Raw genomic sequence first — 14,670 nt, forward strand, 5'->3', positions numbered from 1 at the left:
GAACGATGCACCACACCCGACTCGACCCGTCCACCCTGCCCGCCCTGAACCGCGCCGACGCACGCCGTCACAGGCGTCGCCGCAGGCAGACCCTCACGGCCGCCGTCACCGGCGTCGCCGGTGCCGCGCTCCTGGTCACAGTGGCGTCCCTCGTCCATCCCGTGTCCGCTCAGGCGCGCGGCGGCGAGGTCGTGACGACCAACGCGTCGACCGCGACGGTCGGCACGCAGATTTACACGACCCCGGATGTGGGCCCGACTGTCGACCTCTCGGCGAAGGCCAAGGAGACGGCCGACGCCCGCGCCTCCCTGGCGGTCGACCGCGGCACCTCCGTCCTCGCCAGCGTGACCGGCAAGGTCGACACCGCCCCTCTCGTCGCGTCGATCAACGCGCTCTCGAGCTACCAGTACCTCGACGCCACCACCGTGAACACGCTCGCGACGACGGCCCTGGCCACGACCGCCGCCGCCCAGTCGGGCGCGCAGGCCGCGGACCAGGCCGCGGCTCAGGCCGCCGCCGACGCCGCAGCCGCCGCCGAGGCGCTCGCCCTCGCGAACACGCCCGACGGCGCGAAGGAGACGGCCCGTGAGCTGGCCGCCTCCACCTACGGCTGGGGCGACTCGCAGTTCCAGTGCCTGGTGAACCTGTGGCAGAAGGAGTCGGGCTGGAACTACCAGGCCGAGAACGCCTCGAGCGGAGCCGCGGGCATCCCGCAGTCCCTGCCGGGGAGCAAGATGGCCTCCTTCGGCGACGACTGGCAGACCAACGCCTCGACTCAGATCGCCTGGGGCCTGGACTACATCTCCCGCGGCTACGGGACCCCGTGCGCCGCGTGGTCGCACTCGCAGTCCGTCAACTGGTACTGATCCAGCCTGGGTCGCGCCGGACCGCGCCGGCGCCGAGTGGTGCCCGAGCCCGGACACGGGCCACGATGGGGGAGTGACCTCCCCCGTCGTGCTCCGCATCCGGACCGCCGTCGCCTGGTTCTCGCGGACGCGGTTCTTCCGCCGCGTGGGGCCCCACGTGATGCCCCCGCTCGAGCGCGGGATGGCGTGGCTGACCCGGGGCAGGGTGCAGATGAGCGGCCTGCTCGTCCCGTCGCTCGTGCTGCACACGGTCGGCGCCCGCTCGGGGCAGCAGCGCGACGCGACGCTGATGTACGTGCCCGAGCCCGGTGGCACGATGCTCGTCACCGGCAGCAACTTCGCGGCGGCCGGACATCCCGCGTGGAGCGGCAACCTGCTGGCGCACCCGGACGCGGCGGTGAGCGTCCGCGGGCGCCGCATCCCGGTGCGCGCCGCTCTCGTGCCCGACGACGAGCGCGAGGCCACCTGGCGGTACATCGAGCGGCAGTGGCCGGGCTATCGCGGGTACGAGACGTCGTCCGGACGCACGTTGCGGATGTTCCGTCTGACGCCGCGCTGAGCCCGCTACGCTGGAGACGTGGTCGGGGAGAGCGAGCTGGAGCGTGTCGCCGCAGTGAGGCGGCTGGAGATCATCGGCTCCCCACCGGAGGAGCGCTTCGACCGGATCACCCGCCTGGCGCGCGAGATCTTCGACATGCCCGTCGCCGAGATCAACTTCCTCGACGAGGACACGCAGTTCACGAAGTCCCCGTACTACCCGGACGCCACGCAGTACACCCCGAGACCTGAGTCGTTCTGCGACGTGACCGTGCAGCAGCCCGACCTGATCGTGGTCCCCGACGCCACGAAGGACGACAGGTTCTCCTCGCGCACCACCGTGACCGGCCCCCGGCACATCCGCTTCTACGCCGGTCGGCCGATCTCCGTCGACTCGTCGGCCCGGGTGGGCACGCTGTGCCTGGTCGACACCAGACCGCGGGAGTTCACCGCCGAGCAGCAGCGCGTCCTCGACGAGATGGGATCGTGGGTCGAGCGGGAGCTGCGTGCCACGGCGGAGCTCGACCGTGCCGTGCTCGTGCAGCGCGCTCTGCTGCCCGGGGAGGAGCGGGAGTGGCCGGGCTACGACCTGGCCGCCGTGAACCTGCCCTCGCTCGGGGTCGGGGGCGACTTCTACACCTGGCGGAGCGACGACCACCGCCTCGACTTCCTCATAGCGGACGTCATGGGGAAGGGAGCGGCCGGGGCCATCATGGCCGCGACCGTGCGGGCGACCGCGATCGCGGTGGGCGACGCGCCCCCTGCCGAGCTGCTGGCCGCCGTCGACTCTCAGCTCGCCGGCGACTTCGACCGCACCGGGACCTTCGCCACGGCGGTGGCGGGGCGACTCGACCTGTCGAGCGGCGTGCTCACCTACGCCGATGCCGGTCACGGCCTCTCGGCGATCGTGCGGGCCGGGGGCACGGAGCGGCTGGCCGCGACCGGGCTGCCGCTCGGCATCTCCATCGGCGGCGGCTGGCGCACCGAGTCCGTCGAGCTGGCACCGGGCGATACCCTCGTCTCGGTCACCGACGGCGCCCTCGAGATCGGCGACGGCACGCTCGGTGCGCTCGACGACGTGCTGGCTCTGGTGAGCTCGGCCCCGGGGGCGAGCGACGCCGCAGGGCAGCTGGTGGCTCGTGTGCAGGAGGCCCGGTCGGTCGATGACGATGTGACCGCCCTCGTGCTCCGACGCCGCGTCGTCTGACCGCGCGGCGGCGGCGCCGCGGAGCAAGGTCCCTCAGCCTGCCGGGGTGATCGCCTTCGTGATCGTCCACACGTTGCGGGCGTCGATCCGCTCGAAGGTGAGGTCGTCGACGAGCGCCTCGACCATCGGCAGGCCGCGACCGGACTCCGCGAACGCATCGGGCATCTCGCCGACCACGAGCGAGACGCGACCCTTCTCGGCGGTGTCGGAGAGCGTGGCCGTGATCCGCCCGCCCACGGTCGAGAGCGTGAGCACGCACGTCACCCCCTGGCCCTCGCCCGCGTGCTGGATCACGTTCGACGCCAGCTCGATCAGCGCGGTCTCGAACGCCATGCGATCCCTGTCGCCCACATGGGGCGACGCGGCCCAGACGCGCTCGACGAAGTCCTGCACGCCGTCCACGTCGTCGGGCGGCGAGGTGAACTCGAGATCGTAGCGGTCAGTCACCGTACGCCTCCGCGACCGATGCGTGCGGAGGCAGCACCTGGTCGACGTTCGAGAGCGCCAGCACCATCTGCACCTGGGAGGAGGGCGCCACGATCTTGAGGTCGCCGTCGGCCTGCCGGGCGCTCTTGAGACAGGCGATCAGCGCCCCCAGGCCCGACGAGTCCATGAACTGCACCCGGCTCATGTCGACGACGATCCTCGGTCGACCCGAGTCGATCGCCCGCTTCACCGTCTCGCGCAGCGTCGGCGCCGACACCATGTTGAGCCTTCCGTCGCCTCGCACGATCGCGATGTCGTCGCCGGCGTCCTCCGTCGTGAACTGCATAAGCCCCACCTCTCCCCGAATAGACTAGGGCGGAACCAGGCGAAAGGACCGTCATGACCCCCGCGGAGCGCGCCGTCGACGGCATCCTCACGCGCTATCCCTCGGTGCGCGTGGTGCTCAGCGACGCGGTGTTCAACGACGCGTACTACCACGCCGACGGTCCTGACGGCGGCACGCTCTACGTCAACGCGGAGTTCACCCCCTTCATCGCGGCGCACTCCTCGTGGAAGGGCAGCGTCATCACCACCGAGGCCCTTCCCGACTGAGCACTGAGCGGGGCGCGGGCGCTGCCGCTCCGTCAGGCGGTGACCGCGATCCGCGAGGCCTTCCGCTCGCGCGGTCGTCGGGCGTAGTCGCGCGACCGCTGGCTCGAGAGGGCCACGAGGATGAGGATCGACAGCGACAGCGACACCAGGTTCGTCGCGAGGTCGATGACGGCGCCCGTCGTGATCGCGGCGACGGCCGCCTGCACGATGACGAGGACGCTCACGCTCATCACGGCGATGCGGGCGATGTTGCTGCCGGCCAGCACCAGGATGCCGAGGGTGAGCTCGACGACGAAGAAGGCCGCGAACACGCCGAGCAGGATCCACAGCACGACCTGGACCGTCTGAGGATCCGACTCCTGGTCGATCTCGACGACCAAGGCGTCGCGGAACCCGCCCCAGTCCAGCCACGCCCCGATCAGGGTCAGGAGCGGGGTGACCGACTCGAGGATGACCACCACGCCGCCGAAGGTGGTGGGCGCGGGGCGCCGCACCCGCTTGTCGGGCGTCCCGGCGGTGGCATCCGTCCCCGGGGTGGGGACGGGGAGCGTCACCTGCGCGGCGCCCTCCTGGCTGGTGGCGACACGGGCGAGATCGATGACGGGCAGGTCGCCGTCGGTGACGATCTGATCGCCGCCGCCGTTCCGGGAGTGGTAGCCGGTCGCGAAGTCCTCCAGCACCTCGACGGCCACCGCCGGGTCGGCCTCGGTGAGCGTCGCGACGATGTGGTCGCGCTCGATGTCGGTGTTCTCCTCGATCTTGTGCGTGATCTGCAGGGTGAACAGCGAGAAGCCGACCGCGCGGTCGTAGGTGCCCGCCGCCAGCCAGTCCACCCGATGGCCGCCGGGCAGCAGCCAGCCGTCCGGGCAGCGCCAGAAGCGCACGTGGTGCCGCTTCGCCGGGTTTCCCGCGACCTCCTGCTGGTAGGCGAAGTCCTGGTTCCGTCCGAACAGCATCAGCGGGCTGACCGGGGCTTCGTCGTAGCTGCGGCGCAGCAGGGTGGAGGCGACGATCCTGCCCGCGCTCCTCACCGTGAGGTCGTCGGCCCGGGTCCACCCGGCCCGGATCATCGCGCTGTGCAGCTGCGCCTCATCGCCGAGCAGCGCGAGGTTCACCGGGTCGCCGAGCAGTCCGTCGCTGGTCCGGGTGCGGCCGATGAAGTAGTTCGGCACGTAGATGTCGGTGAGGATGCGGTGCAGCCTCGGCAGGGCGATGTAGGCGACGATGAGCCAGAACAGCAGGTAGAACCAGATCTGCGCCCATCCGGTCGAGAAGCCCTGGGTGAGGACGAGAGAGGCGAGCCACACGGAGGCCGCCCCCGCCACGACGAAGAAGACGTTGTCGAGCAGGGCGTTGACCGACCAGCGCCGTCGTCGTCGCGGTGAGGGGATCGCCGGGTCGGCCATGTGCCCACGATAGCGGCACGTCGACGCCGCGATCGTCCGTGTCGTGGGGCCGGACCCGCGAGGCGCTCAGTCCTCGGAGGGGCGCACGGCCGGCATGGCCAGGCTCGCGGCGATCGTGATCACGGAGCAGCAGGCGACGGCGACGAAGACCACGGTGGAGGCGCTGGTGACCGCCGCCGGATTGCGATCGCTCGAGGCGGAGGCGGCGAAGACGGAGTTGGCGAGGGCGCCGAAGACGGCGACGCCGACCGCGCTGCCGACCGAGCGGGCGAACAGGTTCGTGCCGGTGATCACACCGCGCTCCTCCCACCCCACGCTCGATTGGGCGGCGATGAGCGACGGGGAGGCCGCGAGGCCGAACCCGAGGCCGGTGACGAAGCAGGCGACGGCCACCACCGGGAGGGAGGGCGTCGAGGCCGTGGCGGCGAGCAGGAGCGTTCCGACCACCGCGATGGCGACTCCGAGCAGGACGGTGGGCTTGAAGCCGAACCGGAGGTAGAGCCTGCCGGACTGCGAGGCGCTGATCGGCCAGCCGATGGTCAAGGACGCCAGGGCGAGACCGGACAGGAGCGGGGACACCCCGAGCGCGCCCTCCAGGTAGGTCGGCACGTACGACGTGAGGCCGAGGAGCATCGCGCCGATCCCGAGCGAGATCAGCGTCGTCGTCGTGATGAGCGGACGCGAGAAGATCGCGAGGGGCAGCACCGGCTCCGGAGCGCGGCGTTCGACGACCACGAAGGCGACGAGGGCCAGGAGGGCGACGACGAACGCGGCGATGCCCGGCACGGAGATCCAGGCCCAGGCCTGGTCGCCCTCGAGGAGGCCGAGGATCAGGGCGGAGACGCCGAGGGCCAGCAGGGCGGAGCCGGCGTAGTCAATGCGGTGACTGCTGCGCTCGACGCTCTCGTGGAAGCGGCGGAGGAGGAGCCACCCCGCGAGTAGGCAGAGGGGGACGTTCACGAAGAAGATCCATCGCCACGAGACGAACTCGGAGAAGATCCCGCCGAGCGTCGGGCCGACGACGGACGAGATCGCCCACACGCTCGCGATGTACCCCTGCACCCTGGCGCGCTCGGCCACCGTGTAGATGTCGCCGGCGATCGTGATCGCCATGGGCTGGATGGCTCCCGCGCCGAGCCCCTGCAGGGCGCGGAAGGCGATGAGGGCGGGCATGCTCCACGCCACCCCGCAGAGCACGGAGCCGACGAGGAAGAGGGCGACCCCGAGGAGGATGATCGGCTTCCTGCCGACCGTGTCGGCGAGCTTGGCGTAGATCGGCACGGCCACGGCCTGGGTGAGCAGGTAGATCGAGAACAGCCAGGGGAACTGCGCGAACCCGCCGAGGTCCGTGACGACCGACGGCACCGCCGTCGCGAGGATGGTCGAGTCGATGGCGACGAGTCCGGTGCTCACCATGAGGGCGAGGAGCACCGGTCCGCGCGTGGAGCGGAAGCCGACGCCGTCGGCGGCGACGGCGGTCACTCGGCGGCCAGGGTCACGCGGGTCACGTAGGGCAGCTCGATGCGCTCGCCGGTGAGCTCCGGAGTGGCGTCGAGGAAGTCGCGCAGCCGCGTACGGAGGTCGGCCTTGCGCTCGTCGTCGAGCGCGATGACATAGCTGCGCGAGAAGACGAGGTCGGTCAGCTGCTCCCGGGTGAGGGACGTCGAGAACGGCAGCTCGACGTGGTCGTAGCGCAGCAGGGGACCGGGGAGGGGCGGATCGGCGCTGTCGTTCTCGTCGACGCCGGGGGAGGCCCCCATCAGCTCGCCGAGATCGCGCACCCACGGCACCCTCTCATCGCGGATGTTCCAGACGAGCGCCAGGGTGCCGCCCGGCCGCAGGACCCGCGCCACCTCGGCCGTGGCGCGGACCGGGTCGACCCAGTGCCACGCCTGGGCGACCGTGACCAGGTCCGTGTCGGCGTCGGGGAGGGGGATGCTCTCCGCCGTCCCGGGGAACGCGGTCACCCCGGGGACGTTCGCGAGGAGCCGCGCGCGCATGGCGTCGTCGGGCTCGACCGCGCGCACCCGGTCGAACCTGGCGGCGAGGGCGGACGTCAGCTTGCCCGTGCCGGCCCCGACGTCGACGACGTCGACGATCCGCCGCCGGAGCCGACTGGAGGCCGACTCGACGATGAGGTCGAGCGCTTCGGCGGGATACCCCGGGCGGCCGCGATCGTAGGCGTCGACCGCCTGTCCGAACGTGATCGCGTGCTCAGGGTCTCGAGCCATGGCTCCTCCTCGGTCGGGTCGGCGGATGCGGGGGCTCAGCCCCGGAGCATCAGGGCCGCGAGGACCTCGCCGATGACCACCGCGCTGTACGCCGGTCCTCGCGACGGCGCCTCGGGCAGGATCGACGTGTCGGCGATCCTCAGCCCCTTGACACCGTAGACCCGCCCGAGTCCGTCGACCACCGAGCCCGGGTCGGTCGGCGGGCCCATCGGAGCGCTGCCGCAGGCGTGCACGCTCGTGCCGAGGTGATCGAGGATCCAGGCGTCGAGAGCGGTGTCGCCGTCGAGGGTGCGAGCGGGCAGGTCCGTGGCACCGGCGGAGACCTCCGTGAAGGCGGCGGACTCGTGCAGGGCGGACGTCGCCCGCACGGCCTCGCGGAGGTCGGCACGGTCGAGAGGGTCCTCGAGGTAGCGGTAGTCGATGGCGAATCCCTCACCGCCCCGCCCGGCGGCGGGCTTGATCGTGCCGCGCGACCGCGCACGGGAGAGCGAGACGAGCGTCGTGAACGGGTGGGGCCGGGCGGAGCCGGCACCACCGAGGAGGACCGGCACGGGGGCCAGGAGCGGCAGGATCTCCGCCGTCCCGGTGTGCGCCACCACGGCCATCGCGGTAGGGGAGTCGGTGGGCAGAGCGACCTCCGGCCACCAGTCGAGCGGGATCTGGGGGTGGTCGCTGAACGCGGCTCCGACCCCGGGGGAGTCGTGCACGACCGGGAGGGCTGCCGCTTCGAGAAGGGCTGCCGGTCCGATCCCGGACCGCATCAGGAGCTGCGGGGAGGCGAAGGCCCCCGCGCTCAGCACGACCTCGTCGGCCTCGACCCGCTCGGCGCCGCCGTCGCGGAGGAGCTCGACGCCGTGCGCCCGCCCCGCCCGGAGGACGACGTGTCGCACGGTGCCCTGGACGACCCGCGGCCGCCCCCTCCTCCCGGCGCGGGAGGGCGCATAGCCGAGGAGGTAGCCGAGCGCCGTGTTCCAGCGCACCCCGTCGACGACGTCCATCGGCAGCGGCCCCACGCCCTCCCCGTCGTCGACGTTCGCGTCGGGGATCCACCGCATCCCCTGGGCGAGAGCCGCGCGCACGAACGCCTGCGAGACCGGATGCGTCGGGTCCGGCCGCGAGACCGGCATGGGCCCCGCGTCGCCGTGACCCGGGGCGGCTCCGAAGTCGAGGTCGCGCTCCAGCCGGATCATCGCCGCCCGCACCACCTCGGGCGACCACTCGGGAGCGCGCGCGGTCCATCGGGCGACGTCCGCGGCGGTGGGGCGCACGAAGTACCCGCCGTTGGTCGTCGTCGAACCTCCGGCGACCCGGCCGCGGATGACGGTGTAGTCGCGCCCCGTGGTCAGTCGGGCGGGATGCGCCCACGTGTCGGGATGGGAGGGGTCGGCACCGCGGAGCCGCCCGGCGTCGAGGAGGTCGTCCCCGAAGTGCCCTCGATCGGACGGGACGCGGCCCGCCTCGACGAGCACGACGTCGATGCCGCCCTCGGCCAGCCGAGCGGCGAGCGGAGCGCCGGACCCGCCGGCGCCGACGACCACGACGTCGGCGCGGATCATCCGTCGGCGGCGCCGGAGCCGCCGCCGGCCTGCCCTCCGCCGAAGGCGGTGTCGAGGGTGGCGAACGTGCGCTCCATCACCTCGGCGAGGTCGCTGCCCTCGTGCTGCAGCCACTGCTCGTAGGCGGCGATCGAGACGGCGAGGTAGGTCCAGGCGATGCCCTGGGGCTCCATTGCGTCGACCGGCTGGCCGAGGCGCCGTGCGGCGAACTCGGCGACGACCGCTCGCCAGGAGGCGTACCGGAGGGTGGAGTGGGCGACGAGCGTCGGGACGGTGAGGAGCAGCTCCATCCGGCGCCGGTGGTACGGCACCTCGATCTCGGGGAACCGGTTGAACTCGATGACGGCGCTGCGCAGCGCCGTCAGCAGGGGGACCTCGTCCGGCACGGCGTCGAGGGTGACGCGCATCCGTTCGACCAGGCCCTCGAAGTCGCCCCACGGCAGGTCGTTCTTCGACGGGAAGTAGCGGAAGAAGGTGCGGCGGCCGATCCCTGCTGCGGCGGCGATGTCGTCGACCGTCGTCTCGTCGAAGCCCCGAGTGACGAAGAGCTCGAGCGCGATGTGGCTCAGCTCGGCCTGCGAGGTCGAGGGGCTCCGGCCGACCCGGGGCGGCTCAGCCGCGGGCTCCGGTTGTGCGCCCGGTATGAGTTCCACGCCAGACCTTTCATTCGGCACTCGGTGTCATTAGTATCGTCCACACCGCGAGCCGTCGACGACGACGGCCCGAAGCCATGAGGAGGACTCCCATGAGTGAACGCGAAACAACCGCCGAGGTCGAGACCCTGGTCGAGGCGGATTCCCTGGTGGAAGAGGTCTCGATCGACGGGATGTGCGGCGTCTACTGATCCGCCATGGTAGCGCTCGATCTCGATGCCGGATGGCAGCTGCATCCGCAGGTCTCGGTGCGGCCTGAGCCGTTCGGCGCCCTCTTGTACCACTTCGGGACGAGGAAGCTCTCGTTCCTGAAGGACCGCACCCTCCTGGCGGTGGTGACCTCGCTCGACGAGGCGGCCACCGCCAGGGAGGCGTGCACCTCGGCCGGGGTCTCCGACTCCGACCTCCCGCGATACGCGCAGGCCCTCGGCACGCTGGTGGCGTCGTCGATGGTCGTGGAAAGGCAACGATGACGCTGCTCGATGCACCCCGTTCGTCCACCCCCGCCGGGTCGACCCCGTCTCCGGGCCGGCTCGTCGACCTGTTCGAGTACGGGTTGGACTCCCCGATCTGCTTGACGTGGGAGCTGACCTACGCGTGCAACCTCTCCTGCGTGCACTGCCTGTCGTCGTCCGGACGTCGTGACCCGCGGGAGCTCTCCACCGAGGAGTGCAAGGCGGTGATCGACGAGCTCGAGCGGATGCAGGTGTTCTACGTCAACATCGGCGGCGGCGAGCCGACCGTCCGCAGCGACTTCTGGGAGCTGCTCGACTACGCCACCGCGCATCACGTGGGCGTGAAGTTCTCCACGAACGGGGTCAAGATCGATCGAGCCGCCGCGGAGCGCCTGGCCGCGAACGACTACGTCGACGTGCAGATCTCCCTCGACGGGGCGACCGCAGAGGTCAACGACTACGTCCGCGGACCGCGCTCGTACGAGACGGCGATGCGGGCGATGCAGAACCTGTCGGATGCGGGCATGAAGAACTTCAAGCTGTCCGTCGTCTGCACCCGCTACAACATCCCGCAGCTCGACGAGTTCAAGGCCATCGCCGACCGGTACGGGGCGCAGCTGCGCCTGACCCGCCTGCGGCCCTCGGGTCGTGGCGCCGACACGTGGGACGACCTGCACCCGACCAAGGACCAGCAGCGGGAGCTGTACGACTGGCTCGTCGCCCACGGCGACGGGGTGCTCACGGGCGACTCCTTCTTCCACCTCTCCGCCTACGGGAAGGCGCTGCCGGGCCTGAACCTGTGCGGGGCGGGCCGGGTGGTGTGCCTGATCGATCCGGTCGGCGACGTCTACGCGTGCCCGTTCGCGATCCACTCCGAGTTCCTCGCCGGCAACGTGCGCGAGGAGGGCGGCTTCACGGGGGTGTGGCGGCAGAGCGAGCTGTTCCAGTGCCTGCGCGCTCCGCAGTCGGGCGGCGCGTGCTCGTCGTGCCAGTTCTTCGACACCTGCAAGGGCGGCTGCATGGCGGCGAAGTTCTTCACGGGCCTGCCGCTCGACGGTCCCGACCCGGAGTGCGTCCGCGGCTTCGGCGAGGACGCCCTGGCCAAGCGGAAGCAGGACGACCTCGCGCCCCGCCCCGACGGCGACCACTCCCACCGCACGACCCGAGCACCCCGGAACACCGGTGTGATCACGACCGGGAAGAGCCGGAAGACCGCGATCACGATCTCGATGACCCGACCGACGGCGCCGCCGGTCTCCGCCTGCGAGGAGAACCCCCTCGCCGGCTTCACACCCGATATGTAAGGAGCGCATCCCATGGCAGGTCGTGTCGAAGGCAAGGTCGCCTTCATCACCGGCGCAGCACGAGGCCAGGGGCGCAGTCACGCGCTGCGCCTCGCCGAGGAGGGGGCCGACATCATCGCCGTCGACCTCGCCTCACCGATCCCGAACATCGACTACCCGTCCTCCACCGAGGAGGACCTCGCCGAGACCGTCCGTCTGGTCGAGGCGCTCGACCGTCGCATCGTCGCGACGAAGACCGACGTCCGCGATCGCGACGCCATGCGGCTGGCGATCGAGAGCGGGGTGGGTCAGCTCGGTCGCCTCGACATCGTCGTCGCGAACGCCGGCATCTGCGTGATCGACGACTGGAAGGGCACGTCGGCGGAGGTGTGGGACCAGACGATCGGCACCAACCTCACGGGCGTCTGGAACACGGTGTCGCTCACCGCGCAGCACCTCATCGACGCCGGCGGCGGATCGATCATCATGACGAGCTCCGCGGCGGGCCTCAAGGGGCTGCCGTTCCTCTCGGCCTATGTGGCCGCGAAGCACGGCGTGGTCGGCCTGATGCGGGCCTACGCCACGGAGCTCGCCGAGTACAACGTCCGGGTGAACTCCGTGCACCCGACCGGGGTCGACACCCCGATGGGGACCCTCGGCGGCGGCAACTTCGGTCCGCTGCTCGAGGCGCACCCGAAGCTCGGCGGCATGCTCGCGAACCTGCTGCCCGTCGAGATCACCCAGCCGGTCGACATCTCCAACGCCGTGCTGTTCCTCGCCTCCGACGAGTCGAGGTACGTCACGAGCCTGACGATGACGGTGGACGCCGGTAACACCCAGTACTGACCGCCACCCGCGGCCAGCCGACCCGAGTATCGAGAACCGAACAGGGAAGGAGCACGCGATGGGGCGTGTAGAAGGGAAGGTCGCGTTCGTCACGGGCGCGGCACGAGGACAGGGGCGCAGCCACGCCCTCAGGTTGGCGCAGGAGGGCGCCGACATCATCGCCGTCGACATCGAGGACCAGATCGACTCGGTCCCGTACGGGATGGCGACACCCGACGACATGGCCGAGACGGTGCGCCAGATCGAGGCGCTCGACCGGCGGATCGTCGCCACGAAGGCGGACGTCCGGGACTTCGACCAGATCAAGGCCGCGGTCGACGACGGCGTCGCTCAGCTCGGCAGGCTCGACATCGTCGCGGCCAACGCCGGGATCGCCAGCTTCGGCCGCTCGGAGGAGCTGTCGGAGGAGACCTGGCGCGACATGCTCGACGTCAACCTCACGGGCGTCTGGCACGCGGCCAAGGCGGCGATCCCGCACATCCGAGCCGGAGGGAACGGCGGATCGATCGTGCTCACGAGCTCGACCGCCGGGATCGAGCCGTACGAGAACCTCTCGCACTACACCTCGGCCAAGCACGGGGTCGTGGGGCTCATGCGGACGCTCGCCGTCGAGCTCGCGCCGGACTTCATCCGGGTGAACTCGGTGCATCCCACGAGCGTGAACACCGACATGATCCACAACGCGGCCATGTACGAGCTGTTCGCGCCCGACATGGAGGCGAGCGCCCGGACCAAGGAGAGCCTCGCCGACCGATACCAGGCGATGAACGCGCTGCCCATCCCGTGGGTGGAGCCGGTCGACATCTCGAACGCCGTGCTGTTCCTGGCCTCCGACGAGGCGCGGTACATCACGGGCATCATGCTGCCGGTCGACGCCGGCTCGACGACGAAGTAGCGGGGAGAGGACGATGGCAGGAAGAGTCGAAGGCAAGGTCGCCTTCATCACGGGTGCCGCTCGGGGACAGGGGCGCAGCCACGCGCTCCGGCTCGCCCAGGAGGGCGCCGACATCATCGCGGTCGACATCCAGGGGCAGATCGGTTCGGTGCCGTACGGCATGGGCACCGAGGAGGACATGGCGGAGACCGTCCGCCAGGTCGAGGCGCTCGATCGCCGCATCGTGGCGAAGAAGGCCGACGTGCGCGACTACGGCGCGCTCAAGGCCGCGGTCGACGAGGGGGTGGCCGAGCTCGGCCGCCTCGACATCGTCTCGGCCAACGCGGGCATCTTCAGCTTCGGCACGATGGAGGAGCTCAGCGACGAGTACTGGGACGACATGATCGCCGTGAACCTCACCGGGGTCTGGCACACCGCCAAGGCGGCCATCCCGCACCTCAAGGCGGGCGGACGCGGCGGGGCGATCATCCTCACCAGCTCGGATGCGGGTCTGTTCGCCATGGCGAACATCGGCCACTACGTGTCGGCCAAGCACGGCGTCGTCGGTCTCATGCGGACGCTCGCGCTCGAGCTGGCGCCCGACTTCATCCGAGTCAACAGCCTGCACCCGACGACGGTCAACACCGACATGATCCAGAACGCGGCCTGCTACGAGCTGTTCGCGCCCGACCTGCCGCCGGAGGAGCGGACGCCGGATGTGCTCAAGCCGCGCTTCCAGAGCATCAACGCTCTCCCCATCCCGTGGGTGGACCCGGTCGACATCTCGAACGCGCTGCTCTGGCTCGCCTCCGACGAGGCCCGGTACGTCACGGGCGTCACCCTGCCCGTCGACGCCGGCGCCCTGGTGAAGTGACATGGCGGGACGTGTAGAGGGCAAGGTCGCATTCATCACGGGCGCGGCGCGCGGGCAGGGACGCAGCCACGCGCTGCGCCTGGCCCAGGAGGGCGCCGACATCATCGCCGTCGACGTCGCCGAGCCGCTGCCCGGGATGGAGCGGTTCTATCCCGGGGCGACGGAGGCCGACCTCGAGGAGACGGTGCGGCAGGTCGAGGCGCTGGACCGGCGCATCGTCGCGAGGAAGGCCGACGTCCGCGACTACGACGCGCTCAAGGCCGCGCTCGACGAGGGTGTGGCCGAGCTGGGCCATGTCGACGTCGTGTCGGCCAACGCCGGCGTGTTCACGTTCGGCGAGCAGTCGCAGCTGGTCACCGACGAGGAGTGGGAGCTCGTCAACGACATCAACTCCAAGGGCGTCTGGCACACCGCGAAGGCCGTCATCCCGCACATGATCGAGCAGGGGACGGGCGGGTCGATCATCCTCACCTCCTCGACCGCGGGGCTGAAGGGCACCCCGAACGTGGTGGCGTACACGGCGTCGAAGCACGCCGTGGTGGGCATCATGCGCACGCTCGCCCTCGAGCTGGCGCCGCACCGCATCCGGGTGAACACCGTGCATCCCACGGGGGTGGCGACGAACATGATCCTCAACGAGGCCACGTTCCGTCTGTTCATGCCGGATGTGGAGCACCCGACCCAGGAGCAGGCCGCGCCGATCTTCGAGTCGACCAACGCCCTGCCGGTGCCCTGGGTGGAGCCCGTCGACATCTCGAACGCCGTGCTGTTCCTCGCCTCGGACGAGGCGCGGTACGTCACGGGGACCGAGCTCAAGATCGACGCCGGGTACACGATCAAGTAG

General features: G+C 71.0%; 18 protein-coding genes. 11 read left to right on the plus strand and 7 right to left on the minus strand.

Going from position 1 to position 14,670, the window contains the following annotated elements; genetic code table 11:
• The first annotated feature begins 5 nt into the window (after positions 1 to 5).
• From IEX69_RS00265 to IEX69_RS00275, 3 genes are all read left to right on the plus strand, one after another.
• Positions 6 to 866, plus strand: a complete 861-nt coding sequence (locus IEX69_RS00265; RefSeq protein WP_229756181.1) for an aggregation-promoting factor C-terminal-like domain-containing protein — start codon at positions 6 to 8, stop codon at positions 864 to 866.
• A gap of 73 nt (positions 867 to 939) precedes the next feature.
• Complete coding sequence (locus IEX69_RS00270) at positions 940 to 1,425, plus strand: nitroreductase family deazaflavin-dependent oxidoreductase (protein ID WP_229756182.1); 486 nt, start codon at positions 940 to 942, stop codon at positions 1,423 to 1,425.
• Between the two features lie 18 nt (positions 1,426 to 1,443).
• Positions 1,444 to 2,610: a PP2C family protein-serine/threonine phosphatase gene (locus IEX69_RS00275; RefSeq protein WP_157127136.1), complete on the plus strand. Its 1,167-nt coding sequence runs from the start codon at positions 1,444 to 1,446 to the stop codon at positions 2,608 to 2,610.
• Between the two features lie 33 nt (positions 2,611 to 2,643).
• Here IEX69_RS00275 and IEX69_RS00280 read toward each other — a convergent pair whose 3' ends face one another.
• Together IEX69_RS00280 and IEX69_RS00285 are read right to left on the minus strand one after the other, a co-directional pair.
• Complete coding sequence (locus tag IEX69_RS00280) at positions 2,644 to 3,057, minus strand: ATP-binding protein (RefSeq protein ID WP_085019154.1); 414 nt, start codon at positions 3,055 to 3,057, stop codon at positions 2,644 to 2,646.
• Positions 3,050 to 3,382 carry an STAS domain-containing protein gene (locus IEX69_RS00285; RefSeq protein ID WP_085019155.1) on the minus strand — a complete coding sequence of 111 codons (333 nt, stop codon included), beginning with the start codon at positions 3,380 to 3,382 and terminating at the stop codon, positions 3,050 to 3,052. Before IEX69_RS00285 ends, IEX69_RS00280 begins: the two co-directional genes overlap by 8 nt.
• A 53-nt stretch (positions 3,383 to 3,435) precedes the next feature.
• Between IEX69_RS00285 and IEX69_RS00290 the strand changes: the two genes are divergently transcribed.
• Positions 3,436 to 3,648: a hypothetical protein gene (locus tag IEX69_RS00290; RefSeq protein WP_085019156.1), complete on the plus strand. Its 213-nt coding sequence runs from the start codon at positions 3,436 to 3,438 to the stop codon at positions 3,646 to 3,648.
• Between the two features lie 32 nt (positions 3,649 to 3,680).
• On the opposite strand, the gene IEX69_RS00295 is transcribed toward IEX69_RS00290, so the two are convergent.
• The 5 genes from IEX69_RS00295 to mftR all read right to left on the minus strand — a co-directional run bounded on the left by IEX69_RS00295 (position 3,681) and on the right by mftR (position 9,494).
• The gene (locus tag IEX69_RS00295; RefSeq protein WP_085019157.1) at positions 3,681 to 5,054 is read right to left on the minus strand and encodes an LssY C-terminal domain-containing protein; all 1,374 of its coding nucleotides are present in this window, start codon (positions 5,052 to 5,054) and stop codon (positions 3,681 to 3,683) included.
• Positions 5,055 to 5,120: 66 nt separating this feature from the next.
• On the minus strand, positions 5,121 to 6,536 hold the full coding sequence (locus IEX69_RS00300) for an MFS transporter (protein WP_229756183.1): 1,416 nt from the start codon (positions 6,534 to 6,536) through the stop codon (positions 5,121 to 5,123).
• Entirely contained in the window at positions 6,533 to 7,285 is a 753-nt protein-coding gene (locus tag IEX69_RS00305) for a class I SAM-dependent methyltransferase (RefSeq protein ID WP_085019158.1), read from the minus strand. Before IEX69_RS00305 ends, IEX69_RS00300 begins: the two co-directional genes overlap by 4 nt.
• Positions 7,286 to 7,320: 35 nt before the next feature.
• Positions 7,321 to 8,841, minus strand: a complete 1,521-nt coding sequence (locus IEX69_RS00310; RefSeq protein ID WP_085019159.1) for a GMC family oxidoreductase N-terminal domain-containing protein — start codon at positions 8,839 to 8,841, stop codon at positions 7,321 to 7,323.
• On the minus strand, positions 8,838 to 9,494 hold the full coding sequence (gene mftR / locus IEX69_RS00315) for a mycofactocin system transcriptional regulator MftR (protein WP_217348681.1): 657 nt from the start codon (positions 9,492 to 9,494) through the stop codon (positions 8,838 to 8,840). Before mftR ends, IEX69_RS00310 begins: the two co-directional genes overlap by 4 nt.
• A gap of 92 nt (positions 9,495 to 9,586) precedes the next feature.
• On the opposite strand from mftR, the gene mftA reads away from it, so the two are divergent.
• From mftA to IEX69_RS00350, 7 genes are read left to right on the plus strand one after another with little or no spacing between them, the layout of a single operon-like run.
• A complete protein-coding gene (gene mftA, locus IEX69_RS00320) occupies positions 9,587 to 9,685 on the plus strand; it encodes a mycofactocin precursor MftA (RefSeq protein ID WP_115364246.1) in 99 nt (32 codons plus the stop codon).
• A gap of 6 nt (positions 9,686 to 9,691) precedes the next feature.
• The gene (gene mftB / locus IEX69_RS00325) at positions 9,692 to 9,967 is read left to right on the plus strand and encodes a mycofactocin biosynthesis chaperone MftB (protein ID WP_085019161.1); all 276 of its coding nucleotides are present in this window, start codon (positions 9,692 to 9,694) and stop codon (positions 9,965 to 9,967) included.
• A complete protein-coding gene (gene mftC, locus IEX69_RS00330) occupies positions 9,964 to 11,253 on the plus strand; it encodes a mycofactocin radical SAM maturase (RefSeq protein WP_085019162.1) in 1,290 nt (429 codons plus the stop codon). Before mftB ends, mftC begins: the two co-directional genes overlap by 4 nt.
• 12 nt (positions 11,254 to 11,265) lie before the next feature.
• A complete protein-coding gene (locus IEX69_RS00335; RefSeq protein WP_085019163.1) occupies positions 11,266 to 12,078 on the plus strand; it encodes a mycofactocin-coupled SDR family oxidoreductase in 813 nt (270 codons plus the stop codon).
• Between the two features lie 58 nt (positions 12,079 to 12,136).
• Positions 12,137 to 12,973, plus strand: a complete 837-nt coding sequence (locus IEX69_RS00340) for a mycofactocin-coupled SDR family oxidoreductase (RefSeq protein ID WP_085019164.1) — start codon at positions 12,137 to 12,139, stop codon at positions 12,971 to 12,973.
• Between the two features lie 13 nt (positions 12,974 to 12,986).
• A complete protein-coding gene (locus IEX69_RS00345) occupies positions 12,987 to 13,826 on the plus strand; it encodes a mycofactocin-coupled SDR family oxidoreductase (RefSeq protein WP_085019165.1) in 840 nt (279 codons plus the stop codon).
• Between the two features lies 1 nt (position 13,827).
• Positions 13,828 to 14,670 carry a mycofactocin-coupled SDR family oxidoreductase gene (locus IEX69_RS00350; RefSeq protein ID WP_085019166.1) on the plus strand — a complete coding sequence of 281 codons (843 nt, stop codon included), beginning with the start codon at positions 13,828 to 13,830 and terminating at the stop codon, positions 14,668 to 14,670.

Source organism: Cnuibacter physcomitrellae (assembly GCF_014640535.1).
Classification (GTDB): Bacteria; Actinomycetota; Actinomycetes; order Actinomycetales; family Microbacteriaceae; genus Cnuibacter; species Cnuibacter physcomitrellae.